This window comes from Providencia sp. PROV003 (assembly GCF_045040775.1).
Classification (GTDB): Bacteria; Pseudomonadota; Gammaproteobacteria; order Enterobacterales; family Enterobacteriaceae; genus Providencia; species Providencia huashanensis.
In genome coordinates this window covers 119,615-146,218 of record NZ_CP096369.1, presented here as the reverse complement: position 1 = coordinate 146,218, position 26,604 = coordinate 119,615, and the positions used below count along the sequence as shown (strand labels likewise).

The window sequence follows — 26,604 nt, the reverse complement described above, 5'->3', positions numbered from 1 at the left end:
ATGTAACACTTGATCATTCGTTATTCGAGATCCTAATCACAAATGATATTTTTGCAACATGATAATGTTAGTATCATATCATTATGTGATTTATTTAACACGAGGGACATTATGGATATAGCAGTTATTGGTTCAAACATGGTTGATTTGATCACTTATATCGATCAAATGCCAAAAGAAGGCGAAACGCTAGAAGCGCCAGCTTTCAAAATTGGTTGCGGCGGTAAAGGTGCGAACCAAGCTGTTGCTGCGGCTAAATTGAATTCTAAAGTGATTATGTTAACTAAAGTCGGCGATGATATCTTTGCAGATAACACCATCCGTAATCTTGAATCTTACGGGATTAACACGCGCTATGTGGAAAAAGTTCCGTGTACTTCAAGTGGTGTCGCGCCAATTTTTGTTAATCAAAATTCGTCTAATAGTATTTTGATCGTTAAAGGAGCGAATAAGTTTTTATCACCAGAGGATATCGATCGGGCTGCTGAAGATCTAAAAAAATGCAAACTGATCGTCCTACAATTAGAAGTCCAACTCGAAACGGTGTATCACGCGATCGCTTTTGGTAACAAGCATGGGATACCCGTATTACTTAACCCGGCCCCCGCTCAACGAACGCTCGATCTAGATTTTGCCTGCCGTTGTGATTTCTTTGTACCCAATGAAACGGAATTAGAAATTCTAACCAATATGCCAGTCGACACGATGGACAACATCCGCCGAGCTTCACAATCACTATTGGATAAAGGCCTAAAAAACCTGATTGTCACACTTGGTGATAAAGGGGCTTTGTGGATGACGCGCGATAGTGAGTTGTATATACCTGCTATCAAAGTAAATGCCATTGATACCAGTGGCGCTGGAGATGCCTTTATTGGCTGTTTTTCTCATTATTATGTACACACCGGGAATATTGAAGAAGCACTGAAAAAAGCAGTGATGTTTTCTGCATTTAGTGTGACAGGGAAAGGGACTCAATCTTCTTATCCAAGTGTTGAGCAATTTACGGAATTTGTGCAAATCAACACAGTTAACAAATAGCTAAATAATAATAGTCAACGTAGCTGTATACCCTTTGATGTATTAATCAGTCACTAGAACTGAATAGCAAGTCATCGGGTATAAATTATAAAATTATAAGGGTTACTATGAACATTAAGAACATCACTCAGTTACCGGATGGCTACCTGAGTAAGACTCCTCTATTTCAATTTATCCTACTGTCCTGCCTTTTTCCTCTTTGGGGTTGTGCAGCGGCATTAAATGACATTTTGATCACACAGTTTAAAAGTGTTTTTGAACTTAGTAACTTTGCATCAGCTTTGGTGCAAAGTGCGTTTTATGGTGGGTACTTTTTGATTGCGATCCCTGCATCTTTGGTGATCAAAAAAACCAGCTATAAATACACTATTATGGTGGGGCTAATCCTCTACATCGCAGGGTGTAGTTTGTTCTTCCCAGCTTCACATATGGCAACCTATACGATGTTTTTGGCGGCAATTTTCGCGATTGCTATTGGTTTAAGTTTCCTTGAAACCGCAGCAAATACCTATAGTTCGATGATTGGTCCAAAACAGTACGCTACACTTCGTTTGAATATTAGCCAGACCTTTTACCCTATCGGTGCGGCTGGGGGGATTTTACTGGGTAAATATCTCGTTTTCTCCGAAGGAGATAGCCTGCAAAGCCAAATGGCGGGAATGAATGCGGAACAAATTCATGAATTCCGCCTAGCGATGTTAGAAAATACACTCGAACCCTATCGTTATATGATCATGGTATTGGTCGTGGTGATGATCTTATTCCTTATTACTAAGTTTCCTAAATGTAAAGTTGCAGAAACTCAGGATCACAAACGCCCCTCTGCGATCGATACGTTAAAGTATTTAGCCAAAAATAGCCGTTTTAGAAAAGGGATTATTGCTCAGTTCTTATATGTTGGGATGCAAGTTGCTGTTTGGTCATTCACTATTCGTTTAGCGTTAGAAATGGGCGATATTAACGAACGTGATGCATCGAACTTCATGGTATATAGCTTTGCGTGTTTCTTTATTGGTAAATTTATCGCCAATATCTTAATGACTCGTTTTAACGCAGAAAAAGTATTAATTATCTATTCTGTGATTGGTGCTCTGTTCCTTATTTATGTTGCATTTATTCCAAGTTTTACCGCGGTGTACGCCGCTGTAATGGTGAGCATTTTATTTGGACCTTGCTGGGCGACTATTTATGCGGGCACTTTGGATACAGTCGATAATGAACATACTGAAATGGCGGGTGCGGTCATTGTGATGGCGATTGTTGGGGCTGCAGTTGTCCCTGCGGTACAAGGTTATGTCGCTGATATGTTGCACTCTTTACAGCTTTCATTCTTGGTTTCTATGTTGTGCTTTGTTTATGTTGGTATTTACTTTGTTGGTGAACGCCGTTTTAAAGCAAAACAAGAAGCAAAATAATTCAGCGAATCAATTTGGGTAGTGTGAGCTACCCAATTCCATCCATTTAATCAAACCGTGAGTATGAAAATGAATACACTAATACCACTTCACAGAAGCTTATTTACGGAAAAACCGACCCTTATTTTACAAAATGACCAATTTGCTGCGACAGCTTTCCGTTATCAAACGGGCGTAGAAGGTTTACGTATTGAAAATCAGCAAGGTTATTTAACTATTTTACCTTTTTTAGGGCAAATGATTTGGGATGCTGAATTTTGTGGCCAAAATCTGAAAATGGAAAATATGTTTTCAGCCCCGAAACGTGTCCCAACAGTCGTAGAAACGTATGGTTGCTTTGCTTTTCACTCAGGTTTAATCAGTAATGGCTGCCCTTCACCAGAGGATACTCACCCATTGCATGGAGAAATGCCTTGTGCATCAATGGATAGCAGTTGGCTTGAGCTGACAGAAGATAGCTTAAAAATTGTCGGTGAATATGAGTATGTGATGGGTTTTGGTCATCATTATCGCGCTACCCCATCAGTTTTATTAAAGGAAAACAGTACGTTATTTGATATACAAATGTCAGTGACAAACTTGGCGTCTGTTCCTATGCCACTCCAGTATATGTGCCATATGAATTATGCTTATGTAGATAAGGCAACATTGACGCAAAATATCCCAGAACATGCGATTAAGCTGCGTGAATCAATACCGGGTCATGTACATCCAACCGAGCAGTGGCTTGAGTTTAATGAGTCCTTAAAATCAGGCAAAGTGACGTTAAATCAACTTGACCAACCAGATATGTGTGACCCTGAAATTGTTTTCTTTATGGATAACTTGAGCCAATATACTACCGAGCCAGAGTTCAGGATGACATCGCCAGATGGGAATACGTTCATCACACGTTTTAACTCGAATGAACTTAATTATGCCACCCGCTGGATTTTATATAATGGAGACCAAAAGGTTGGCGCGTTTGTACTCCCTGCAACTTGCCGGCCAGAAGGCTTTATGGCGGCAAAAAATAACCAAACATTAATTTGGTTACAAGCGGGTGAAACACGTCAATTTACCGTAACAACGGGGGTTGAAAAATAGTCATTGACGATTTTTCAGGGGATCTTTGATGAAAGGCAGCGATTCGCTGCCTTATTCATATTGTTGACATTCTTCTTGTAAATCAGAAAGTAGCCTCGCTGCATCATAAAGTAGTATGTTTTTTCTTTCAGGTTGCATCATTATTGCAACTTTAATATTTGCTTCATGCATATCTGGTAATACTTCCGTCATCAAATGCTCAAGGGAAAATAATATGGGTGAAAAATGAGCCCATTCGCCGGTTAAGCACTGCTCTACGTATGCTTTAGCTGGCCATAAAGGGAGGGAAAGGTCATGCATACCGTTTCTTACTGTAATAAGGCTATTTCCATCACTGATTGCCCAAACTTGCTCCCAATCGGCTATTTTGCCTACAAAATACGTGTATTTTTGTTGTGGTCGCAGCTTCTGGACGTTGCAGATTTCTTTTTCGTTAGGGGAAAATAGTGTGTTATTCATTATTGGATTATCGAAAAAGTAATTGATAATTATTGGGAAAATTATATTTATTATTGTTATCTTAATAACAAAATGAATTGATAACAACATGCAGCAAAAATGAACTAACTCACAATAATAATACCTGTCGGTTAAATTTTAGGGCGGTTAGAGATGATAGAAGCGTTACTTGAAAAATATGCGATTGGAATGACATTGATTGCAGCATGCCTTGCACTGTATGTCGTTTTTGAAGTGCTCCATAAAAGGCATAAGCACAAAAATAAAAGCATTCTTATCCATATTATTCAAACAGTTGTACTCTGTGGCATTGTGATTGTATTGGCCCAGTATGTGGATATGGCAGCAACAGACTTTGATTTAAGTTTTATTTCAACGTCTTTAGTTAATTTTTTAACAATTTCAGCTATCGCCTTAATTTTAATGCGAAAATTGTTTCAATTAGCGAATCGATTAGAAAAGAAACAAATTCAAAAAGGGAGTGACCCTACATCAGCACGTATTGTGGCTAGGGTATTTAAAACGACAGTTTTTGTTATCATTGTACTGCTTTTTGGTGAACATTTTGGCATGAGCTTATCAGGGCTGATGGCATTTGGTGGTATTGGTGGTATCGCCATTGGTATGGCAGGTAAAGACATTCTCAGTAACTTTTTCTCGGGGTTAATGCTTTACTTTGATCGTCCTTTTAATATTGGTGATTGGGTCAGTTCACCAGATAGAAATATTGAAGGTACCGTGGTCGAAATTGGTTGGCGGATCACAAAAATTATTACTTTTGACCATCGACCTCTCTACATACCGAACTCAGTTTTTTCTTCAATTAGTGTGGAAAACCCTGGGCGTATGACTAATCGACGTATTAAAACAGAAATTGGTTTGCGTTATGAAGACGCTGACAAAATTGGTGCGATTGTTGATGAGATACGCACGATGCTAAAACAAGATGAAAATATCGATACAGGGCAAACATTATTAGTATATTTTGATGCCTTTGCCGATTCTTCGTTAAATATTATGGTGTATTGTTTTACGAAAACAACCGTATGGGCAGAGTGGTTAGCTGCGCAGCAAGCGGTATATTTAAAGATAATCGATATCGTAAAACGTCATAATGCTGACTTCGCATTCCCATCTCAAACATTGTATGTGGAAAAAAACAACTAACGTTCCGCACATGATAAATTAGCCGACTAATTGATTGTTAATTATTAATTAATTAGTCGGTTTATCTTTATATCCTTGAAATGTAAAAATAAAATTTCGGTAATTGAGCTGCTAGCTGTTAGCATTTTTATGCTATTAACCAGAGGCTTATAAAAAATAATCGACTTTTTGTTTTGCTGATTTTTTTGCCAAGGCGCAGGTCATTCCAATTCCCCTACCTATCAAGTATATTGACCGCCTCTTTTCCTCAGCTAACTAAGAGCCAGACTGTTATGAATAAAATCAATGTGGCATGTAGCCAGGGGGTCGCTATCTATTTTACTGGTGAATTTCAGTGGGTAGATATTCGCGATGCACAGTTAAACAATATTGCTGCTGTTGTGCTATCTGAACAAGATGCCAACCAAGGGCTGTGGAAAAGGGTTGCTGAGAGTCAGCTCAGTATTCCGCTGTTTATCATTAGTGATAAACAGCTACCAACGGATGAAAAATTACCTCCTTATTTAACGGCCATTTTGCCGCCAGCACCTGCTGAGCGTGAAGAAAATAGCCGCCAATTACTTGATGCTGCTAATCAGTATCTTGAGCAATTATTACCCCCATTTTTTGCTCGAATGATGGATTATGCTGCGGGTCATAATGTGACTTTTGCGTGCCCTGGGCACCAAGGGGGGCAATTTTTCCGTCGTCACCCTACGGGGGAGCAGTTTTACCAATTTTATGGTGAAAACCTTTTTCGTACCGACCTCTGCAATGCAGATGTTGCGATGGGGGATTTGCTGATCCACGAAGGTGCTGCGAAAGAAGCCCAAAAATTTGCGGCTAAAGTGTTCAATGCAGATAAAACCTATTTTGTCCTAAATGGCACTTCATCGTCGAATAAAGTGGTATTAAATGCCTTATTAACACCGGGCGACCTCGTATTATTTGACCGTAATAACCACAAATCAAATCATCATGGCGCATTGATCCAAGCGGGGGCGACACCGGTTTATCTTGAAACGGCGCGTAACCCATTTGGCTTTATCGGTGGTATTGATGCACATTGCTTTGAAGAAACTTATTTACGTGAATTAATTACAGATGTTATGCCAGAACGGTCGCAAGCTGTACGGCCGTTTCGATTGGCGGTGATCCAATTAGGCACCTATGACGGAACAGTGTATAACGCACGACAAGTGGTCGATAAAATTGGGCATTTATGTGATTATATTTTATTCGATTCTGCATGGGTTGGTTATGAGCAATTTATACCAATGATGCGTCAGTGCTCGCCATTACTGCTCGAATTAACTGAAAATGACCCTGGTATTATGGTCACTCAGTCCGTCCATAAGCAGTTAGCCGGGTTTTCTCAAGCCTCACAGATCCATAAAAAAGATAATCACATCAAAGGTCAAGAGCGTTTTGTTTCTCATAAAAAACTCAATAATGCCTTTATGATGCATGCCTCTACGAGCCCATTTTATCCACTATTTGCTTCTCTGGATGTCAATGCACGTATACATCAAGGCGCTGCCGGCAATATGATGTGGATGGATTGCGTAAAAGTGGGCATTGAAGTCAGAAAATCCATAATTCAGCACTGCCGTTACTTTAAGCCCTTTATTCCTGAAATGGTTGATGGCAAGTTATGGCAGGATTATCCTACTGAGCAAATTGCGAGTGAGCAGCGCTTTTTTAATTTTATCCCTAAGCAACGTTGGCATGCATTTGATGGTTATGCACAGGATCAATACTTCGTTGACCCATGCAAATTAATGTTAACGACACCGGGTATCGACGTCGAAAGTGGTGAATATGAGGCTTTCGGTGTACCTGCGACTATTTTGGCGCATTTTTTACGTGAACATGGTGTGATCCCTGAAAAATGCGACTTAAACTCCATTCTATTTCTATTAACACCAGCGGAAACGTGCGAAAAGCTGGAATTGCTGGTGTCTCATTTAGTTCGCTTTGAGCAATTACTCGATGAAGATGCATTATTAGTTGACGTATTACCGTCGGTTTATCAGCGTTATGAAAGCCATTACCATGGTTATACGTTACGCCGTCTGTGCCAAGAAATGCACCAACTCAGCGTTGACGATAATATTAAGCAATTGCAAAAAGAAATGTTCCGTAAGCAACATTTCCCTAAGGTAAAAATGAACCCTCAGCAAGCCCATATTGAATTTATTCGGGGTAACTGTGAGTTACTACCCTTGGATGAATTAGAAGGGCGTATTGCCGTTGAAGGAGCCTTGCCTTACCCTCCTGGGGTATTGTGTGTTGTGCCAGGGGAAGTTTGGTCAGGCCCTGTATTGCGTTACTTCAAAGCTCTTGAAGCTGGGATCAACGCTCTACCGGGTTTTGCTCCTGAATTACAAGGCGTTTATATTTCCAAGAATGAAGGTGAGAAAAAACGTGTCTATGCACATGTTTTAAAGTAATTTTGTAGTTATTCAGATAGTAAGCATAGATTTTACCTTATTAGCTCGTTACATTGGGGTCAGACTAGTCATAGCTGACTCCTCATTTATTGATAAGGTAAGGTATGAGCAAAAAAATAATTCTTGATTGCGACCCTGGTCATGATGATGCAATTGCATTATTACTGGCTTACGGCAACCCAGACATTGATTTATTGGCTGTAACAACCGTTGCAGGTAACCAAACCCTCGAAAAAGTCACTTATAATGCTCTAGCGATTGCTGAAATGGCTAAGATCACGGGGGTTCCTTTTGCCGCGGGCTCTGTTCGCCCATTAGTGCGTAATAGCGAAGTTGCACCAGACATACATGGGGAATCAGGGTTAGACGGCCCTATTTTACCAACGCCCACCCTTAAATTAGATGAAAGACATGCTGTTTCATTGATTATTGATACCATTATGTCACACCCCCCTAAAACGGTAACGTTAGTACCAACAGGGGCATTAACCAATATTGCGCTTGCTGCTCGTCTAGAGCCCCGCATTGTGGAGCGGGTGAAGGAAGTGGTGCTGATGGGCGGTGGCTACCATGTGGGGAATTGGAGCGCAGTCGCGGAATTTAATATCAAAATTGACCCAGAGGCTGCCCATATTGTTTTTAATGAAAAATGGCCACTGACCATGGTGGGGTTAGATTTGACGCACCAAGCCCTCGCGACCCCGGATGTTGTAAATGAAATTGCAGCGATAGGTAGTGATTGTTCGCAATTTGTTGTGGAACTTCTGGATTTTTTCGGGAAAATGTACAAACAAGCTCAAGGCTTTGATGCTCCTCCGGTTCATGACCCTTGCGCTGTAGCTTATGTGATTGATCCTTCAGTTATTACTACACAAAAAGTTCCTATTGATATCGAATTAACAGGGTCATTGACATTAGGTATGACGGTAGCTGATTTCCGTCACCCAGCACCAGCTGACTGCCATACACAGGTCGCAGTTAAGTTAGACCACCATAAATTTTGGCAGTTGGTCATCAATGCGTTAAAAAATATTAGGTAACTCATGAATAACGAATTAGAACAAATGCCTTACGAGGCGCTTATTGAACGCAGTATGAATGCCTTACAAGCTAAAAATCAGTTTCATTGTGACACGTGGAAATTGGACCAAGCCGATTGGTCGGTAGACCAAGACGAAGGGACGATTATTTTTCACGCTCCAGACAATGTAATGGCGACTGCACCGGTACAAATCGTTGGAACATATGACCAAAACCAAGGCAGTTGGATGTGGAGTTGGGCAAATAGTTCGATCCAACCCGCGCTTACACATGATGCCATTGCAGTTAAAGCCTATGGTGAGCGCAGTGATAACCCGTTGTTGACCGCACGAGTGAGCGACATTGAAGAATATGACGCTTGGCAGCTCACCGCGTTAGCTTGCGAATTAAACAACCAGCAAGGTGTTTACCGAGGTGTCGCGGGTCACACGTTGGTTTTTATGACTTTTGGTGATGTTTCACTACAACAAATTTAGCTCGGGAATGGCTTATTCAGCAGTGAACAAGGCATTTAAACCCTCTTTGGTTTAGTGACCTGTCAGTTATACTGGTTTTCTTTTTTCAATCAGGAGCATACTCATGTTAGATATCGCACTTGAAGCCGCTAAACTAGTCAAAACAATGACGGTAGAAGCTTTCTATAGCGCGGGGAAATTTGACTATAAAGCCGATCGCTCGGTAGTGACTGAAACGGATATCCGAGTTGAAGAAGAAATCAGGGAACTGTTTGCGAAGCGTACACCTAATACCTTAGTTTTAGGTGAAGAATTTGGTTTTGAAGGTGAACAAAAGTTTAGTTCGGGTTGGGTTATCGACCCAATTGATGGAACGCGTGCATTTATTTATGGTGTGCCGCTTTTTAGTACGTTAATTGCTTATGTTGAAAATGGGGAGCCACTCCTAAGTGTCATTAGTTTCCCTGCTATATCAACGATGTTCTATGCATCTCAAGGGGAAGGTTGCTGGTTGGAAAGCTCAGGGCAATCGTTACGGCAACTGAAATTGGGCGAACAATCCCCTAAATCATTATCAGAAGCTGTAATCAGTGCATCTGGGATCCACAGCAGTCATTATAATTCTTCTGAAGGCTCGCAAATTTATCATCTTGATGCCATCGTGGGCGAAGCGCGTGATTTTATTTTTGCAAATGATGCATACCAACATGCTATGGTTGCATCTGGTCGTATTCATGGTGCGATTGATACCATAATGAAACCATGGGACAGCGCTGCCCTCATTCCCTGTATTCGAGAGGCAGGAGGTGAGGTTTGTGGGCTGAATGGTGAACGCACACAAGCCATGTTTGCAGGAAGCTTGCTCTCTACTGCAACCCCAGAGCTTGCAGAGCAAATCGTAGAATTGATGGCTCCTTAAAGGTCAATGCGAGGTCAATATGGCCTCGTGCAGCCCTTTTTATTGATTAGCTGAAATCAAAATGCAAACGTAATTTTTGGCAGTGTAAACAACGGAATAAATAGCCCTGTGCGGCTCCATCTTCATCTAAAATAGTGGCTAGCTCTTCCACTGAAAAACCATAATCAGCCACATCGTCAGCAAGGGAAACAAACTCGTCGAGCCTATCTTTGATGTCTTTCCAACTAACGTAACCTATAAATTCACAGGGTTCATTACAATGAGCCAGCCAAGTCTCTTGCTGCCAACCATGATAACCAGGGGTGCGTTTGATTAGCTCATCAAACATTTCGTTTGGATAGGGGTTGATAGTCTGTAAAAACTCGCCGTTATTATCATATTCACAATCGATCCCTTCCACACATTCTGGGTCTTGAAATTCCCCATCGAATTTTGCACTAGCAGAGCCATTTGCGATACACCAAGGGCAAAATGCGTTGATATCCTCAACGGAGTAAAAAGGGCTTTCATAATAAATATCTGTAAGTTGCTGGCAACAATCACAGGTGACAGTTTTGTCAGTGAGAAACGCTTTGGTTTCAATAGGGTTTGGGTGGTATTTAAAATGAGGAAGTTTTCGATTACCAAGTGACATATAAAAATCCTATGGAATAGGGGGTTATTACCCTGAATGACGATTTAATCAGGCTATCACAAAACGTGATAGGTCACTTTAATTCTCTTTCAACGAGTTTATTTAATTGCGTTTTTATTATTCAAATAATTTGAACATGAACAGCGATATTATTAGCTTTAACTTAAATATGGTTTGGCGATATGATACCTCCATCGAAGGCAACACGGGTTGCCTCCCCCTATAACGAACGAAGGAATTATATTATGAACATGTTTAAAACTTTAATGGCAGCTTCTGTATTATCGGTAATGGCTTTTGGTGCTTCCGCTGCAACCTTAACAGCAACTAGCGATACCTTAGACTCAGCAGAAGCGATTATTGCGGCAAAAGCAAAAGCTGCGGGTGCAGATAGCTACACCATTACCAGTGCACGTATGGGTAATTTTGTCACAATGAGCGCAGAAACTAAATAATATGTTGGGTTGTTAATCTTAATTAAATATTTTGTCCAAAATTTCGGATTTTACTTAAAGATTGCAACTGAAAAATGACATGCTCCCTGATAGCGGAGAAATCCCTATCGGGGTATTGTTATATCATCCACGCCTTAATTGATATCTGTGCGAATACATCGCATCCCAAACGGTCTATGTTATAATACTCTCCTTTATTTATTATTGGCCCTTTATCATTGTTAGGGGCTATTCAATGGCTTTCAACATCAACACAAAAGAGCAGCATGCATCAAAATACCCCAAAACAAGGCTACCATAACCTAAACCGCTTTTCCGTTGCGCCAATGCTCGATTGGACCGATCGTCATTGCCGTTATTTTCACCGCTTATTAAGCAAAAATACCTTGTTGTATACTGAAATGGTGACAACAGGGGCGATTATTTACGGAAAAGGGGATTACCTCGCATTTAGTGAAGAGGAACACCCTGTTGCTCTACAACTTGGGGGAAGCGACCCTGCTGCATTAGCTCAATGCGCAAAATTAGCCGAAGAGCGTGGCTACGATGAGGTTAACTTAAATGTGGGTTGCCCTTCAGATCGCGTTCAAAATGGACGTTTTGGTGCCTGTTTAATGGGGGATGCGCAGTTGGTGGCTGATTGTGTGAAAGCAATGCAAGATGCGGCAACTATTCCGATCACAGTTAAAACACGTATTGGCATTGATGAGCAAGATAGCTACCAATTTTTATGTGATTTTATTGAAACAGTTTCGACTCAAGGCGGCTGTGAAATGTTTATTATCCATGCTCGTAAAGCATGGCTATCCGGTTTGAGCCCAAAAGAAAACCGTGAAATACCACCATTAGATTACCCGCGTGTTTATCAATTAAAGCGCGATTTTCCGCATTTAACTATGGCGATTAACGGCGGTATCAAAACGTTGGAAGAGGCGAAAGAGCATCTTCAACATTTAGATGGCGTAATGGTCGGGCGTGAAGCGTATCAAAACCCATCGATTTTAACTGCTGTAGATAACCAATTGTTTGGTGAGCATTTTCCTATTACGAATGGGGTAGATGCAGTACGAGAAATGTATCCATATATTGAAAATGAACTCACTAAAGGCGCTTATTTAGGTCATATGACGCGCCATATGTTAGGGATTTTTCAAGGTATTCCTGGTGCTCGCCAATGGCGCCGCCATTTAAGTGAGAATGCCCATAAAAAAGGCGCGGATTTAGCGGTCGTTGAGCAAGCGTTGGCGTTTGTTACCCGGGGTGAGTAACATATTTTACCTATAAAAAAAGCACCGTAAGGTGCTTTTCAGCTCTATTCGGCGTTACTTATTATGTTATGGAATAAGCAAGCTCGAGCCTTGGGTTTTTCTTGATTCAATTGTTTCATGGGCTTTTTGCGCATCTTTCAGAGCAAAAATTTGCGATTGCGGCACATCTACCTTCACATTGCCGCTTAAAATCATGTCAAACAATGCGTTGCTGGCTTGGTCCAACTCAGCACGGTTTGTGACATATACCCCAAGTGATGGACGAGTGACGTATAACCCACCTTTTTGGTTTAAAATCCCTAAATTCACACCCGAAACCGGGCCTGATGCGTTACCAAAACTTACCATCAACCCGCGGCGTTTTAGTGAATCTAAAGAAGCCAGCCATGTGGATTGCCCTACAGAATCATAAACCACATTGACTTTTTCGCCATGAGTGATGTCTTTAACACGAGCTGCGATATCTTCAGATTGGTAATTAATTACGTCCCATGCACCAGCTTCTTTAGCACGCAGCGCTTTATCTGCGGAGCCTACAGTACCGATCATTTTTGCACCTAATGCTTTTGCCCATTGGCATGCGATTAAGCCCACCCCCCCCGCTGCGGCATGGAACAAAAATACTTCATTTTGCTTAAGTTGGTAGGTTTGATGGAATAAATAATAGACGGTCATCCCCTTTAATGAACTTGCTGCGGCTTGCTCAAAGGTTATCCCATCGGGGAGATGCGCAACCGCACTCTCTGGGACATTATGTACATCGCTATAAGCGCCCAAAGGGCCTTGAGCATAAACGACACGGTCGCCCGGTTTGAAACCGGTAACGTGAGCTCCGGTTTTAACGACAACACCAGCAGCCTCGGTACCTAGGCCACTGGGAAGTTTAGCGACAGGATATAAACCACTGCGGACATAGGTATCGATAAAGTTAATACCAATAGCACGGTTTTCGATTTGAATTTCGTTATCTGCCGGATTTACTGGGGAATAATCTACTAAGTTAAGTACATCAGCGCCGCCATGTTGTGCGAACTCAATACGTTTTGCCATGACAATCTCCAATAAGGACTATTCATTTTATTTACAATATCAATAGGTTTACTATAACGCCATCTTTCAATCAGAAGAATTATTGGTTTGTGCTTTTTGTTGAAAGCGTTATCAGGCAATTCTCTCGCGTGAAGGTGCAAAGAATGCCACAACAAAAATCAGATTGGCGTATACTAGAAGCTGTTCGTTAATTATAGACTTGGATGCAAATGTATGGCTAAAAAACCCTCATCGAATTTTAAAACAGATGCCCCCCGGGATCACCAAATGGAAGGTTTGAAGCTTCCACCGCATTCCCTTGAGGCGGAGCAATCTGTTTTAGGGGGGTTAATGTTAGATAATGAGCGTTGGGATACCGTCTCTGAACGAGTCACTCATGCCGACTTTTTTAGCCGTCCCCACCGTACTATTTTCGCACAAATGCAGATCCTGCTTGAGCAGGGCAAGCCCATTGACTTAATCACCTTATCAGAATCCCTTGAACAACAAGGTGAACTGGATAGTGTTGGGGGCTTTGCTTACTTAGCAGAGTTATCGAAAAATACCCCAAGTGCGGCGAATATTAATGCTTATGCTGACATCGTCCGCGAACGTGCGATTGTGCGTGATATGATCTCTGTTGCTAATGATATTGCGGATGCGGGTTATGATCCTCAAGGGCGTAGTAGTGAAGATCTCCTCGATTTTGCGGAAACTAAAGTTTTCCAAATCGCAGAATCACGGGCTAATAAAGACGAAGGGCCAAAAGGCATCGAAGCCATTTTATCTGAAACCGTTGAAAAGATTGAACAACTCTATCAGCAACCGCACGATGGGGTGACAGGGGTTTCTACTGGCTATCAAGATCTCGATAAAAAAACAGCTGGGTTGCAAGGCTCTGACTTAATTATTGTTGCCGCACGTCCATCAATGGGGAAAACTACTTTTGCGATGAACTTGTGCGAAAATGCGGCAATGACCGAGGAAAAACCGGTGCTTATTTTCAGTTTGGAGATGCCAGGTAACCAAATCATGATGCGTATGTTGGCATCATTATCCCGTGTTGACCAAACTCGTATTCGTACTGGGCAGTTAGATGATGAGGATTGGGCGCGAATTTCAAGCACCATGGGCATCTTGATGGAAAAGCGCAATATGTATATCGATGACTCCTCAGGCCTGACGCCGACGGAGGTGCGATCCCGTGCGCGGCGTATTTACCGTGAGCACGGTGGTTTAAGTTTGATCATGATTGACTACCTTCAATTGATGCGTGTTCCTGCTCTTTCCGATAACCGTACTCTTGAAATTGCCGAAATCTCTCGTTCCCTTAAGGCACTAGCCAAAGAGTTAAATGTCCCTGTTGTTGCGCTATCCCAGTTAAACCGTAGCCTTGAGCAACGCGCCGATAAACGCCCTGTTAACTCTGACTTACGTGAATCGGGGTCTATTGAGCAGGATGCCGACTTGATTATGTTTATCTACCGTGATGAGGTTTATCACGATAACAGCGAACTCAAGGGTGTCGCTGAAATTATCCTTGGTAAGCAACGTAATGGTCCCATTGGTACGGTACGTTTGACCTTTAATGGTCAATGGTCGCGCTTTGATAATTACGCGGGGCCTGCGTATAACGACGAAGACTAAATACTCGTCATATTTTGCGCTGTCGCGGTGTTGGCTTCATTCCCTAATCCTAGTCACATACTTATGTATGCTCCTAGGCTTAGCTCAATCGCCGCCTAGCGACAACCCAAACTATTTAGAGTATTGGCTAGAGTATTAAGATTAAATAGTTCTACTCGTCATATTTTTGCGCTGTCGCGGTGCTTGCTACACTCAGCTACGCAAGTCACATACTTATGTATGCTCCTAGGCTTAGCTCAATCGCCGCTTAGCGACAACCCAAACTATTTAGAGTATTGGCTAGAGTATTAAGATTAAATAGTTCTACTCGTCATATTTTTGCGCTGTCGCGGTGCTGGCTACACTCAGCTACGCAAGTCACATACTTATGTATGCTCCTAGGCTTAGCTCAATCGCCGCCTAGCGACAACCCAAACTATTTAGGCATTAGAGTTAGAGTATTAAAATTAAATGATCCATAAAAATAATATCGAATGGAAATTGATATTTTTTAGCGTATAACAAATAGAGAATATATTGAGCTGCCAACGTGCAGCTTAATTTTTGGCCAAATTAGAGAGAAACAACGAGGAAATAATGAAAGCGGCAACCGCATTGATAAACCGCCGCGCTCTGCGACACAACTTGCAACGGGTGAAAAGCATCGCTCCAAATAGCCAATTGATTGCAGTTGTTAAAGCAAACGCTTATGGTCATGGATTAGCTGGAGTCGGTATCGCAGTTCAAGAGCTGGTGGATGGCTTTGGCGTAGCGAGGCTCAATGAAGCTTTATTGCTCAGGCAGCATGGTATTACTAAACCTATTGTTTTATTAGAAGGTTTCTTCGAGCAATCTGACTTGCTTGTGATGGCTGCACAGCGTATCGATACTGTTATCCACTGTGTAGAGCAACTGGCAATGTTGGAAGCGGCCGACCTCCCACACCCACTGAAAGTTTGGATGAAGCTAGATACGGGGATGCATCGTCTTGGCGTGCTACCAAAAGATGCAGAAGGTTTTTACCAACGGCTGCAACGTTGTAAAAACGTTAAGCTTCCTATCAATATCGTCAGTCATTTTTGCCAAGCTGATGCTCCACTCCTTTCTACAACCGCAAATCAGATAGCTTGCTTTAAACAGTTTATAGCAGGCAAAGACGGTGAAAAATCCATCGCTGCATCCGCAGGGATCTTACTCTGGCCAGAAGCGCATTATGATTGGGTAAGACCGGGGATCATGATGTACGGGGCATCCCCACAAGAGGGGAAAAGTGCAGATAGTTTCGGTTTATTACCAGTGATGACATTAAAGTCATCTTTAATTGCGGTTAGGGAGCATTTTGCTGGTCAGTGCGTCGGTTATGGTGAAACATGGTGTAGCGATAGGGATACACGGTTGGGGGTTGTCGCAATCGGCTACGGTGATGGTTATCCGCGTAATGTCCCTTCTGGCACGCCAGTGTTAATTAATGGGCGAAAAGTGCCAATTATTGGGCGTATTTCTATGGATATGACTGTCGTGGATTTAGGGCCAAATGCCGAAGATAAAGTGGGGGATGACGTTATTTTGTGGGGCAATGGTCTACCAGTTGAAGAAATTGCCGCACAAACAGGCATCATTAACTATGAGTTACTCACAAAATTAACCTCACGAGTTGCGATGGAATATGTAGACGAATAGTTAGCAAAGGGTTATTTTCAAATAACAAAACGAAATAATGCTAAATAATGATTAGGAGATGTCCTGTGTTCCAACATGTTGATGCGTATCCGGGCGACCCAATTTTGTCGTTGATGGATGAATTTAATAAAGACACTCGTGAAAATAAAATTAACTTGAGTATCGGTCTTTACTACGATGGTGAAGGTAAAACGCCTGAACTGGGTACTGTTGGTACTGCGAAAGCTACATTAAACAAACTCCCTGCCAGTGCGTCGTTGTATTTGCCGATGGAAGGCTTGAAAGATTACCGCCTTGAACTGCAAAAACTAGTATTTGGCGAAGATTGCCCACTGATCGCTCAAGAGCGTATTGCAACCGTGCAAACTATTGGTGGTTCTGGCGCATTAAAAATTGGTGCGGATTTCCTACACCAGTACTATCCTGATTCAGAGGTTTGGTGCAGCGACCCAACTTGGGAAAATCACGCGTCTATTTTCTCCGGTGCTGGCACAAAAGTTCACTATTACCCGTATTTCGATGAAAAAACCAAAGGTGTTAAATTCGATGAAATGTTGGCAACGTTCAAAAAATTGCCTGCAAATAGCATCATTTTAATGCACCCATGCTGCCATAACCCAACGGGTTCTGACTTAACGCCAGCCCAATGGGATGAAGTTACTAAAGTGGCGATTGAACATAAACTAATCCCATTTTTGGATATCGCTTACCAAGGTTTTGCCGAAGGTATCAACGAAGACGCCTACGCGATTAGAACTATGGTCAAAGCAGGGTTACCTGTATTTGTTAGCAACTCATTTTCTAAAATCTTTGGTATTTACGGTGAGCGTGCGGGTGGGTTATCAGTTATTTGCGAAAACCCAGATGAGCGTGACCGTGTATTAGGTCAGCTTAAAGCAGGCGTGCGCCGTCTATATTCAAGTCCTCCATCAAATGGTGCCAAAATTGTGGCTGCCGTATTGACCAACAGCGCAGAAAAAGCGAAATGGTTAGCGGAAGTGGAAGAAATGCGTTTACGTATTTTAGATATGCGTACAGTGCTGGTTGATGAACTGAAGAAAGCTTTACCTGAGCAAAACTTTGACCATTTGTTAAAACAACGCGGTATGTTTAGCTATACGGGTTTTTCACAACAACAGGTTACTCGCCTAAAAGACGAATTTGCAGTTTATCTAGTGGGAACTGGCCGTGTTTGTATGGCTGGGGTCAATCGTCATAATGTGAAACGCATTGTCGAAGCATTTGCTGCGGTTAGCCAATAGTTATTTACCCATAAAGGAAGTTATTCAATAAACGCAGGCTGAGCCCTGCGTTTTTTTTATCTTTTATCTGTAATAACAGCCATTACCTGATCACTGAGACGAAAAATAGTGTCCCATATATGAGTAATTTTTAAGTATTTCTGAATGTTATCATTAATGGGTTCAACATTTAAGACAGTATCCCCAGTTAAGGTCCCTTGACGTTCTTGTGCGACCCGATTCGATGATGTGAGATCGATAACACCATGTAACTTTAGCGTTGCGGTATCAATAACGGCAGCCTCACATGAAATAGATGTCAAAAAATAAAATAAGTATGAGCTACCTCGTCAGAAACCGGTTCTAATAGCTATCCACTGAAAGCCATATGCGATTTAGGCTCATTGTTGAGGGCGGATGAACAATAAACTGATTTAATTGATATTATTGTATTAATAACTAGTTATTCGTTAGGTTAGAAAGAATACAGATGATATGAAGGGAAAGCCATGGCGGCTTTCCCTGTGCCTTTAGTTTTTAATAACCGCGCTCTAAAATAGGCTTTAAAAACCTTGCAGTATGTGATTTTTCACACTCAGCAACTTCTTCAGGAGTGCCGGAAATTAAAATTTCACCACCACCACTACCACCTTCAGGGCCTAAGTCGACAATCCAATCTGCCGTTTTAATCACATCAAGGTTATGTTCAATGACAACGATGGTGTTTCCTTGGTCACGTAACTGATGTAAAACAGCTAATAACTGTTGAATATCAGCAAAATGCAGACCCGTTGTTGGTTCATCTAAAATATAAATAGTTTGCCCAGTACCCCGTTTAGATAGCTCTTTGGCGAGTTTTACTCGTTGGGCTTCACCACCGGATAATGTGGTCGCGGATTGGCCAAGACGAATATAGGATAAACCTACGTCCATCAGGGTTTGTAGCTTACGAGCGAGTGCTGGGACGGCATCAAAAAATTCACGAGACTCTTCGATTGTCATATCGAGGACTTCATGAATACTTTTCCCTTTGTATTTGATTTCTAACGTTTCACGGTTATAGCGTTTGCCTTTACATTGGTCGCAAGGGACATACACATCTGGCAGAAAGTGCATTTCTACTTTAATGACCCCATCACCTTGGCATGCCTCACAGCGCCCACCTTTGACGTTGAAACTAAAGCGCCCCGGGTTGTAACCACGTGTTCTTGACTCAGGAACACCGGCAAATAGCTCACGAATTGGTGTAAACACCCCCGTATAGGTGGCAGGGTTTGAACGAGGCGTACGGCCAATAGGGCTTTGGTCAATATCGATAACTTTATCGAAATGTTCTATACCTTCTACATCCAAATAAGGGGCTGGAGTAATGGTTGTTGCACCATTTAGTTGGCGTTGAGCTATAGGGAATAAAGTATCGTTAATTAGTGTTGATTTACCAGAGCCTGATACCCCTGTGATACAAGTAAATAGACCAACAGGGATTTTTAGCGTCACATTTTTTAGGTTGTTACCCTTAGCACCAAATACAGTGAGTATTTTGTCTTTGTTAATAGGGACACGTTGCTGAGGGATTTCTATTTTACGCTCACCGCTTAAATACTTACCGGTTAAAGAGTCTGGGTTCGTGACAATATCATTTAATGTGCCTTGAGCGACAACTTGCCCACCATGTACACCGGCCCCAGGCCCAATATCAATCACATGATCAGCGGCGCGAATGGCATCTTCGTCATGCTCTACGACGATAACAGTATTACCAAGATTACGCAGGTGGATTAACGTTTCGAGTAAGCGGTCGTTATCACGCTGGTGTAAGCCGATTGAAGGTTCATCAAGAACATACATCACCCCGACTAAACCAGCCCCAATCTGGCTTGCCAAACGAATACGCTGAGCTTCCCCACCAGACAAGGTATCCGCAGAACGTGAAAGACTAAGGTAATTAAGCCCCACATTAACTAAGAATTTCAGCCGCTCGCCAATTTCTTTTAATACTTTTTCTGCGATCTGCGCACGTTGACCCGTGAGTTTTAGATTTTGGAAAAACGCCATTGCGTGGCCAATGCTGTAATCAGCAATTTCAGGTAATGTTGTATTCTCAACAAAAACAAAGCGCGCTTCTTTACGCAAACGGGTTCCGTGACAAGAAACACAAGGGCGATTGCTTATGTATTTGGCGAGTTCTTCACGTACCGCGGTGGATTCTGTTTCTTTATAACGGCGCTCCATATTATTGAGCACCCCTTCAAATGGGTGACGACGAACAGTGACATCACCACGGTCGTTACGATATTTAAATTCGATCGTTTCTTTGCCTGAACCGTATAAAATAATTTTTTGGATAGCAGGACTTAATGAACTGTATGGCGCTTCTGCGTCAAATTTATAATGTTCTGCTAATGACATTATCATTTGAAAATAATAAAAATTACGGCGATCCCAGCCACGAATAGCCCCGCCAGACAGGGATATTTCTGTATTTTGGATAACCCGTTCAGGGTCAAAGAACTGCTGAACACCTAAGCCATCACAACTTGGGCAAGCCCCCGCTGGGTTGTTAAAGGAAAACAGCCGTGGCTCAAGTTCCATCATGCTGTAACCACACACCGAACAGGCAAAATTAGCAGAAAAAACCAATTCTTCTGCACTTGGGTCATCCATATCGGCAACAATAGCACTACCACCGGAAAGCTCGAGTGCGGTCTCAAAGGATTCGGCTAAACGTTGGGCGATATCATCACGAATTTTAAAGCGGTCGACAACAACCTCAATCGTGTGTTTTTTTTGTAATTCGAGCTTTGGAGGATCAGAAAGATCGCAGACTTCGCCATCAATTCTTGCTCGGATATAACCCTGTGTTGCTAAGTTATCAAGTAACTTAACGTGCTCGCCTTTGCGTTCTTTAACGACAGGAGCCAATAGCATCATCCGGCGGTCGGTAGGCTGCGCTAGTACATTGTCAACCATTTGGCTAACTGTTTGTGCTGCTAGTGGTATGTCATGATCAGGGCAACGAGGTTCACCGACACGAGCAAATAATAAACGTAGATAATCATGAATTTCAGTGATTGTCCCGACAGTTGACCGTGGGTTATGTGAAGTCGATTTTTGTTCAATCGAAATGGCTGGAGATAGCCCCTCAATATGGTCGACATCCGGTTTTTCCATTAAAGAAAGAAACTGGCGTGCATAGGCGGATAGGGACTCAACATAGCGGCGCTGACCCTCGGCATATAGGGTATCAAAAGCTAAAGATGACTTCCCAGAGCCAGACAAACCCGTAATAACAATCAGTTTGTCACGAGGGATAACGAGATTGATGTTTTTCAGATTATGCGTGCGTGCGCCGCGTACTTCGATATTATCCATTTACCACTTCCCGGATGATTTGATATTGAACAATCGCAAGCGATCATTATCACATAATTATGGCTGAATGGATATACAGTACTTGCCATATTTTTCTACTACTCCTATTTAAATTCTTAGTGCTGTTGGTTGTGCTTGGCTAGGTAGTTACATACTTATATATACCTTTGTAATGCTTTCGCTTGCCGTCTAGCTATGAATTAAACAGTCTAGAGTGGGGAGTTTTAGTCTTAAAAATGTACAATTATACATAAGCTCAAGGGAAGAACGAATTTGTCGAAGGGGAAACGGTGAATTATTTTGTGTCTATACTGAAATTGCACTCAGAAATTACACTAAAATTTGGAAAGTGTTTCGCAAGTTCGAGGGGGAGTTTCAATTTCGTGGTGCAAATCAGCGAGGTCGTGGTAAACTTCTCGGCTAATCCAGAGATTAAAATTCAATGCATCAGGAGTAATAAATGGCCAGCAGAGGCGTAAATAAAGTAATTCTTATCGGTAACCTAGGACAAGATCCAGAAATCCGTTATATGCCTAACGGTGGGGCTGTGGCAAACCTGACTCTGGCAACTTCTGAAAGTTGGCGCGATAAGCAAACCGGCGAGATGCGTGAAAAAACAGAATGGCACCGCGTGGTTATTTTCGGCAAATTAGCTGAGGTTGCGGGTGAATATTTAAAAAAAGGTTCACAAGTCTACATCGAAGGTTCTTTGCAAACCCGTAAATGGCAAGATCAAAGCGGTCAAGACCGTTACACCACTGAAGTTGTTGTTAATATCGGTGGTTCAATGCAAATGCTAGGTGGTCGTGGTGGTGATTCGTCATCACAAGGGCAAGGCGGTCAGGGGGGTTGGGGTCAGCCTCAGCAGCCACAAGCTCAAGCTGCTCAACAATTTAGTGGCGGTGGTGCGCCAGCTCGTTCACAAGCACCAGCACCACAAACTAATGAGCCACCAATGGATTTCGATGATGATATTCCATTCTAATTATCAATATAATTAGAAGAATATATTAAATATAATGAAGGCTTCCTTGTGAGGCCTTTATTTTTATCTTAATAAATTAAATAATAACTTTAAACCTTAAGAGATTATTAATTTTAAATTAAGAGTTTCTTAAATTAATATTTTCTTAAGGTAATAATAGAAAAAGCTCCAGTAATTAACTTACATGGAGCTTTGTATTGAAGGTTGAATAAAAGAATATACAAATTTTATTTTCATATTGCGTATCAGGCAACTTTGGGTTCCAGTAGTAAAGGGTCATTTTGGCTTTCACCGGAAATTCGGTAAATTGACGGTGATGTACCTAAATATGCTCTGAACCGCTTTGCAAATGATTGCTGGGAGTCGAATTGGTATTTTAGTGCTATATCAATAACTTGAAGATCAGTCGTGCAGAGGTCCTTTGCTGCTTCACATATCCGCCTTCGGCGAATATATTCACCTAAAGGTATCCCAACAACTTTGCGAAATACCCTCTGTAAATGCCACTTCGTATATCCCGATTTTAGTGCAATATCGTCGAGTAATAGACGATTGGTTAAGTTCATTTCAATCCAAACTAATATCTCATTGACAACTGTAGATTGAAATTCCGTGTATTTCCCTTGGTAGGGAACAGTAATTTCTTTATACATAATATTTTCCTACTAGTTACTTTTTAATCATATCTCTGATTATGTAAATTACCAATAAATAAAAGATAAACAGATATAAATACAGGCTGTTAATTTGTGAAATAACAATAATGCAAAATTTTAATTAGTACTCAACCAGTGTTGTTTGACTTATGGTGATATATTTATGGAGCAACAAACTATCATGAACTTGTTTTTACACCATAAGCACAGAATTAATGTGAGTATTAAATGGTTTATTGGTGCGTTGGAATATATCTTTTTAACTGCCAAAAACCGACCAAAATTGCGATGGATATAACAACGGATAAGATATTCATCACTTGCCACCCTAGAGTGAAAAACAACATACCCGCAGCTAAGCTGCCAATTCCCCCAAAAAAATAAATAAGAAAATCCGTCATTCCTTGTACTTTGGCACGTTCATGTATTTCATAGGTGTGTGGTAGCAGGTTGGTCGTGCTGATAAGAATTAAATTCCATGCTACACCGACAAAAATACCCGCGAAAAGATAGTTATAAAAATGGTTAGCGAGTAAGTTCATAACAGCAGATAAAATTAATAAAACAATACCGCAGAAAATAATGCGTTTTGCGCCTAAATGATGAATTAATGTGCCCGTAAAGAATGATGGAGCGAACATGCCAAGTACATGAAACTGAAATACAATTGCAATTGAAGAAAAGGGGAAATCATGTTGCTTCATAGATAAAGGAATTGAGGCAAAAGTAAAGACAACAATGGCGTAACCTGCAGCACTAACAATTGCAATCAGCATTAAAATTGGCTGTAAATACAAATCCTTATAGCTACGTTTAACTAAGGTTTTGTCTGTTGTGGACTTAACAGCCTTCTTCAAGGGGACAATTAATAATAAAAGAAAAGCGATAAGATAAATGATGCCTAATGTGATAAATGGGCCAGCAAAAGGGTATTCTGCAAAAAATCCTTGGGTGGTAACCGCTAGGGTTGGGCCAATTAACGCAGCAGCAATGCCCCCACTCATAACAAGCCCAATAGCTTTAGCTCGCAAAGAAACAGGAGCTTCCTCGATTGCCGCAAAACGAAATTGTTGTGCAGTGCCTATTGCAATACCAGTGAAAAATAGCCCGATAGAAAAATAAATTAAGCTACTTTCTAAAACGCCAAGTATAGATAACCCAGCACCAATTAACCCGCCAATGTTGCCAATAATAAATCCTATTTTTCTTGAGTATCTTTGCATTACATAGGCAATTGGGATGGTTGCGAGGATCAAACCAATATACTGGCTTAATAATGGGAGCGTTGCGTAAGTGGGGTTTGTTGCCAATTTTTCTCCAACCACGACAGCAACAGAAAGTACAATGGCATTTCCGGTTATAAACAATGCAAGCGTCGTTGTTAACCACCAAACGGATTTTGGCATAAGCCCTCTCTCAACTAAAAGTTATTAAAATCAAGTAATAAGATATTTTTAATAGGGTAATTCTGTAGAATATTACATAAGGTACTACTTCAAGTTGACTTTAAGTCAAGTCTTAATACAGGGTAAAAAAGGAAAATTTAATCAAAATTTAATTCTGAGTTTATTGATATACCCAGTTTATTCGTTGGTTTAGGAGGAGTGTGATGTATATCTCATTTGAGATTAGTAGAAATTAAAACGCAAAAAAATGATTGTCATCATCAGAAATTTATGTTTTCTTAAAGAAAGCAAGAACAATAATCAAATAAGTTAAACCAAATAAACTAAACAGGAAAACCCCGTGAACATGACTTTTAATCACTCAAACCTACTACTAACCGCGCCATGTGCCGCGGTGGTCGTGCGTGTGGTGGTGGTCGTGGGCTTAGCGCCGTAACGGGTACAAATCAACGCAGATTTAGAAACCCCGCCGGCGCAAACCGAGCGGGGTTTTTTATTACCTTCCGCTTGGGGTCGCAGGCTAGCAAAGGATAATTATGATGAGCGGATCGGGCACTACATCACCACATAAAACCTGTTTTACAGGGGCAGAGTTAATCGTCTATTTATTAGAAAAACATGGTATTACTATTGTTTCGGGCATTCCTGGCGGGGCGGCTTTACCGTTCTATGATGCTTTAGGGAAAAGTAAGCAAATTCAGCATATTTTGGCTCGTCATGAGCAAGGTGCGGGGTTTATTGCGCAAGGGATCGCGCGTACTACAGGGAAAGCGGCCGTTTGCATTTCTTCAAGTGGTCCGGGCGCGACCAACTTAGTGACCGCCATTGCGGATGCAAAACTGGATTCTATCCCGCTAGTTTGTATTACAGCTCAAGTTTCCTCATCAATGATTGGGACCGATGCATTTCAGGAAGTTGATACCTATGGTATTTCTATTCCTGTCACTAAACATAATTATTTAGTTCGTTCTATCAATGAATTACCTCAAGTTATTTGTGATGCTTTTCGTATAGCAGAGTCAGGGCGTCCGGGACCTGTTTGGATTGATATTCCAAAGGATGTTCAAACTGCCACTATTGAACTGACTGAAATACCAGAAGTATTACCGAAAGATAAAGCGCCAGCATTTGATATGGAAAAAGTTCTGCAAGCAGCTGAAATGATTAATAATGCGAAGCGCCCAGTACTGTATTTTGGTGGTGGGGTTATTAGTTCTGATTCAACAGAAACAGCGATTGCGTTTGCGGAAAAAGCCTCATTACCGACGACGATGACCTTAATGGCGCTTGGCACTATCCCTATGCGACACCCATTATATTTAGGTATGTTAGGCATGCATGCTGCTGCTAGCACAAATATGGTCATGGAAGAGTCTGATTTATTAATTGTTATTGGCGCACGCTTTGACGATAGAGCAATCGGGAAGGCGGAGAAGTTTTGCCCTAACGCAAAAATCATTCATGTGGATATCGATAAAGCGGAAATTAGTAAAATTAAACGACCAGATATCGCCATTCACGCAGATGCAGGGCAGATCTTGGAACTATTATTACCTTTAGTTGAACGTAATGAACGTACTGAATGGGTTAATCAAGTTAGTGAATTGAAAAATAAATACCCATTGGATCTCCGCGAGGCAGACAACCCGTTAAATCATTATGGATTAGTTCTTTCTACTGCGCGGGCTGCGGGTGAAGATGCGATTATCACAACTGATGTTGGGCAACACCAAATGTGGGCAGCTCAGGCTTATCCATTATCGCGCCCTCGCCAATGGCTGACTTCTGGTGGTTTAGGCACCATGGGGTTTGGTTTACCAGCGGCGATTGGAGCCGCATTAGCCGAGCCAGACAAAACGGTTGTTTGTTTTTCGGGTGATGGCAGCTTGATGATGAATATTCAAGAGCTGGCGACAGCCGCCGAGCACCAATTAAATATAAAAATTGTTTTGATGAATAACCAAGCGTTGGGAATGGTACATCAACAACAGGATCTGTTCTTTGAGAATCGTATATTTGCGGCAGCTTATCCTTATCAAACTGATTTTATTAAGATAGCGGCAGGTTTTGGCTTACAAACGTGTGATTTAAATAATGAAGAAGATCCTGAAATGGCACTGGAAAGGGTGATGAATACCAAAGGCCCTTGTTTGATCCATGTTTTAATTGATGTTAACCAGAAGGTTTATCCAATGGTTCCACCAGGCGCAGCTAACATTGATATGATTGGAGCTTAA

At 41.6% G+C, this 26,604-nt stretch carries 23 protein-coding genes; 16 read left to right on the top strand and 7 right to left on the bottom strand.

From position 1 onward, the window contains the following. Window positions 1-111: 111 nt before the first annotated feature. The 3 genes from rbsK to M1F14_RS00645 all read left to right on the top strand — a co-directional run bounded on the left by rbsK (window position 112) and on the right by M1F14_RS00645 (window position 3,542). A complete protein-coding gene (gene rbsK / locus M1F14_RS00655; protein ID WP_042848872.1) occupies window positions 112-1,041 on the top strand; it encodes a ribokinase in 930 nt (309 codons plus the stop codon). A gap of 107 nt (window positions 1,042-1,148) precedes the next feature. Beyond that, window positions 1,149-2,456 carry an L-fucose:H+ symporter permease gene (fucP, locus tag M1F14_RS00650; protein WP_042848871.1) on the top strand — a complete coding sequence of 436 codons (1,308 nt, stop codon included), beginning with the start codon at window positions 1,149-1,151 and terminating at the stop codon, window positions 2,454-2,456. Window positions 2,457-2,525: 69 nt separating this feature from the next. Beyond that, window positions 2,526-3,542, top strand: coding sequence for an aldose 1-epimerase family protein (locus M1F14_RS00645; RefSeq protein ID WP_071548814.1), 1,017 nt, complete (start codon window positions 2,526-2,528; stop codon window positions 3,540-3,542). A 51-nt stretch (window positions 3,543-3,593) separates the two neighbouring features. Here M1F14_RS00645 and M1F14_RS00640 read toward each other — a convergent pair whose 3' ends face one another. Next, entirely contained in the window at window positions 3,594-4,001 is a 408-nt protein-coding gene (locus M1F14_RS00640) for a DUF2750 domain-containing protein (RefSeq protein WP_048608818.1), read from the bottom strand. Between the two features lie 153 nt (window positions 4,002-4,154). Here M1F14_RS00640 and M1F14_RS00635 point away from each other — a divergent pair, with 153 nt between their 5' ends. The 5 genes from M1F14_RS00635 (at window position 4,155) to M1F14_RS00615 (ending at window position 10,015) form a co-directional block, all read left to right on the top strand. Continuing rightward, entirely contained in the window at window positions 4,155-5,168 is a 1,014-nt protein-coding gene (locus M1F14_RS00635) for a mechanosensitive ion channel family protein (RefSeq protein WP_042848870.1), read from the top strand. A gap of 272 nt (window positions 5,169-5,440) precedes the next feature. Next, window positions 5,441-7,600, top strand: a complete 2,160-nt coding sequence (locus M1F14_RS00630; protein WP_181469062.1) for an ornithine decarboxylase — start codon at window positions 5,441-5,443, stop codon at window positions 7,598-7,600. A gap of 104 nt (window positions 7,601-7,704) precedes the next feature. Then, on the top strand, window positions 7,705-8,640 hold the full coding sequence (locus tag M1F14_RS00625) for a nucleoside hydrolase (RefSeq protein ID WP_131680246.1): 936 nt from the start codon (window positions 7,705-7,707) through the stop codon (window positions 8,638-8,640). Between the two features lie 3 nt (window positions 8,641-8,643). Next, a complete protein-coding gene (locus M1F14_RS00620) occupies window positions 8,644-9,117 on the top strand; it encodes a DUF6882 domain-containing protein (RefSeq protein WP_048608753.1) in 474 nt (157 codons plus the stop codon). 103 nt (window positions 9,118-9,220) lie between these two features. Beyond that, entirely contained in the window at window positions 9,221-10,015 is a 795-nt protein-coding gene (locus M1F14_RS00615; RefSeq protein WP_042848865.1) for an inositol monophosphatase family protein, read from the top strand. Between the two features lie 46 nt (window positions 10,016-10,061). Here M1F14_RS00615 and cbrC read toward each other — a convergent pair whose 3' ends face one another. Next, window positions 10,062-10,649 carry a PF03691 family colicin E2 tolerance protein CbrC gene (gene cbrC, locus M1F14_RS00610; RefSeq protein ID WP_181469064.1) on the bottom strand — a complete coding sequence of 196 codons (588 nt, stop codon included), beginning with the start codon at window positions 10,647-10,649 and terminating at the stop codon, window positions 10,062-10,064. A 245-nt stretch (window positions 10,650-10,894) separates the two neighbouring features. On the opposite strand from cbrC, the gene M1F14_RS00605 reads away from it, so the two are divergent. Further along, window positions 10,895-11,104 (top strand): YdgH/BhsA/McbA-like domain containing protein, encoded by a 210-nt coding sequence (locus M1F14_RS00605; protein ID WP_042848863.1) that lies wholly within the window; start codon window positions 10,895-10,897, stop codon window positions 11,102-11,104. A 266-nt stretch (window positions 11,105-11,370) separates the two neighbouring features. After that, complete coding sequence (gene dusA, locus M1F14_RS00600) at window positions 11,371-12,372, top strand: tRNA dihydrouridine(20/20a) synthase DusA (protein WP_042848861.1); 1,002 nt, start codon at window positions 11,371-11,373, stop codon at window positions 12,370-12,372. A 66-nt stretch (window positions 12,373-12,438) separates the two neighbouring features. Here the strand turns inward: dusA and M1F14_RS00595 are convergent, their stop codons facing one another. Further along, complete coding sequence (locus tag M1F14_RS00595; protein ID WP_042848860.1) at window positions 12,439-13,422, bottom strand: quinone oxidoreductase; 984 nt, start codon at window positions 13,420-13,422, stop codon at window positions 12,439-12,441. A gap of 213 nt (window positions 13,423-13,635) precedes the next feature. On the opposite strand from M1F14_RS00595, the gene dnaB reads away from it, so the two are divergent. From dnaB to M1F14_RS00580, 3 genes are all read left to right on the top strand, one after another. Then, complete coding sequence (gene dnaB / locus M1F14_RS00590; RefSeq protein WP_042848859.1) at window positions 13,636-15,048, top strand: replicative DNA helicase; 1,413 nt, start codon at window positions 13,636-13,638, stop codon at window positions 15,046-15,048. Window positions 15,049-15,624: 576 nt separating this feature from the next. Further along, complete coding sequence (gene alr, locus M1F14_RS00585; protein WP_042848858.1) at window positions 15,625-16,707, top strand: alanine racemase; 1,083 nt, start codon at window positions 15,625-15,627, stop codon at window positions 16,705-16,707. A gap of 65 nt (window positions 16,708-16,772) precedes the next feature. After that, window positions 16,773-17,969, top strand: a complete 1,197-nt coding sequence (locus M1F14_RS00580; protein WP_042848857.1) for an amino acid aminotransferase — start codon at window positions 16,773-16,775, stop codon at window positions 17,967-17,969. Window positions 17,970-18,025: 56 nt separating this feature from the next. Here M1F14_RS00580 and M1F14_RS00575 read toward each other — a convergent pair whose 3' ends face one another. Beyond that, window positions 18,026-18,271: a hypothetical protein gene (locus tag M1F14_RS00575; RefSeq protein ID WP_181469065.1), complete on the bottom strand. Its 246-nt coding sequence runs from the start codon at window positions 18,269-18,271 to the stop codon at window positions 18,026-18,028. A 214-nt stretch (window positions 18,272-18,485) separates the two neighbouring features. Next, on the bottom strand, window positions 18,486-21,320 hold the full coding sequence (gene uvrA / locus M1F14_RS00570) for an excinuclease ABC subunit UvrA (RefSeq protein ID WP_042848856.1): 2,835 nt from the start codon (window positions 21,318-21,320) through the stop codon (window positions 18,486-18,488). 460 nt (window positions 21,321-21,780) lie between these two features. On the opposite strand from uvrA, the gene M1F14_RS00565 reads away from it, so the two are divergent. Beyond that, window positions 21,781-22,305, top strand: coding sequence for a single-stranded DNA-binding protein (locus M1F14_RS00565; protein ID WP_042848855.1), 525 nt, complete (start codon window positions 21,781-21,783; stop codon window positions 22,303-22,305). Between the two features lie 245 nt (window positions 22,306-22,550). On the opposite strand, the gene M1F14_RS00560 is transcribed toward M1F14_RS00565, so the two are convergent. Beyond that, entirely contained in the window at window positions 22,551-22,958 is a 408-nt protein-coding gene (locus M1F14_RS00560; RefSeq protein WP_042848854.1) for a helix-turn-helix domain-containing protein, read from the bottom strand. A 236-nt stretch (window positions 22,959-23,194) separates the two neighbouring features. After that, window positions 23,195-24,367 carry an MFS transporter gene (locus tag M1F14_RS00555; protein WP_042848852.1) on the bottom strand — a complete coding sequence of 391 codons (1,173 nt, stop codon included), beginning with the start codon at window positions 24,365-24,367 and terminating at the stop codon, window positions 23,195-23,197. Between the two features lie 346 nt (window positions 24,368-24,713). Between M1F14_RS00555 and ivbL the strand changes: the two genes are divergently transcribed. Together ivbL and ilvB are read left to right on the top strand one after the other, a co-directional pair. Further along, complete coding sequence (gene ivbL / locus M1F14_RS00550) at window positions 24,714-24,803, top strand: ilvB operon leader peptide IvbL (RefSeq protein ID WP_105880933.1); 90 nt, start codon at window positions 24,714-24,716, stop codon at window positions 24,801-24,803. A gap of 103 nt (window positions 24,804-24,906) precedes the next feature. Then, on the top strand, window positions 24,907-26,604 hold the full coding sequence (gene ilvB / locus M1F14_RS00545) for an acetolactate synthase large subunit (protein WP_042848851.1): 1,698 nt from the start codon (window positions 24,907-24,909) through the stop codon (window positions 26,602-26,604).

Excerpts from the sequence above, each read along its gene's own strand:
- M1F14_RS00555 (WP_042848852.1), bottom strand. The coding sequence starts at position 24,367 with ATGCCAAAATCCGTTTGGTGGTTAACAACGACGCTTGCATTGTTTATA.
- M1F14_RS00560 (WP_042848854.1), bottom strand. The coding sequence starts at position 22,958 with ATGTATAAAGAAATTACTGTTCCCTACCAAGGGAAATACACGGAATTT.
- dnaB (WP_042848859.1), top strand. The coding sequence starts at position 13,636 with ATGGCTAAAAAACCCTCATCGAATTTTAAAACAGATGCCCCCCGGGAT.
- M1F14_RS00620 (WP_048608753.1), top strand. The coding sequence starts at position 8,644 with ATGAATAACGAATTAGAACAAATGCCTTACGAGGCGCTTATTGAACGC.
- M1F14_RS00635 (WP_042848870.1), top strand. The coding sequence starts at position 4,155 with ATGATAGAAGCGTTACTTGAAAAATATGCGATTGGAATGACATTGATT.
- cbrC (WP_181469064.1), bottom strand. The coding sequence starts at position 10,649 with ATGTCACTTGGTAATCGAAAACTTCCTCATTTTAAATACCACCCAAAC.
- rbsK (WP_042848872.1), top strand. The coding sequence starts at position 112 with ATGGATATAGCAGTTATTGGTTCAAACATGGTTGATTTGATCACTTAT.
- M1F14_RS00640 (WP_048608818.1), bottom strand. The coding sequence starts at position 4,001 with ATGAATAACACACTATTTTCCCCTAACGAAAAAGAAATCTGCAACGTC.
- M1F14_RS00605 (WP_042848863.1), top strand. The coding sequence starts at position 10,895 with ATGAACATGTTTAAAACTTTAATGGCAGCTTCTGTATTATCGGTAATG.
- uvrA (WP_042848856.1), bottom strand. The coding sequence starts at position 21,320 with ATGGATAATATCGAAGTACGCGGCGCACGCACGCATAATCTGAAAAAC.
- M1F14_RS00565 (WP_042848855.1), top strand. The coding sequence starts at position 21,781 with ATGGCCAGCAGAGGCGTAAATAAAGTAATTCTTATCGGTAACCTAGGA.
- fucP (WP_042848871.1), top strand. The coding sequence starts at position 1,149 with ATGAACATTAAGAACATCACTCAGTTACCGGATGGCTACCTGAGTAAG.
- ivbL (WP_105880933.1), top strand. The coding sequence starts at position 24,714 with ATGACTTTTAATCACTCAAACCTACTACTAACCGCGCCATGTGCCGCG.
- dusA (WP_042848861.1), top strand. The coding sequence starts at position 11,371 with ATGCATCAAAATACCCCAAAACAAGGCTACCATAACCTAAACCGCTTT.
- ilvB (WP_042848851.1), top strand. The coding sequence starts at position 24,907 with ATGAGCGGATCGGGCACTACATCACCACATAAAACCTGTTTTACAGGG.
- M1F14_RS00645 (WP_071548814.1), top strand. The coding sequence starts at position 2,526 with ATGAATACACTAATACCACTTCACAGAAGCTTATTTACGGAAAAACCG.
- M1F14_RS00625 (WP_131680246.1), top strand. The coding sequence starts at position 7,705 with ATGAGCAAAAAAATAATTCTTGATTGCGACCCTGGTCATGATGATGCA.
- alr (WP_042848858.1), top strand. The coding sequence starts at position 15,625 with ATGAAAGCGGCAACCGCATTGATAAACCGCCGCGCTCTGCGACACAAC.
- M1F14_RS00595 (WP_042848860.1), bottom strand. The coding sequence starts at position 13,422 with ATGGCAAAACGTATTGAGTTCGCACAACATGGCGGCGCTGATGTACTT.
- M1F14_RS00615 (WP_042848865.1), top strand. The coding sequence starts at position 9,221 with ATGTTAGATATCGCACTTGAAGCCGCTAAACTAGTCAAAACAATGACG.
- M1F14_RS00630 (WP_181469062.1), top strand. The coding sequence starts at position 5,441 with ATGAATAAAATCAATGTGGCATGTAGCCAGGGGGTCGCTATCTATTTT.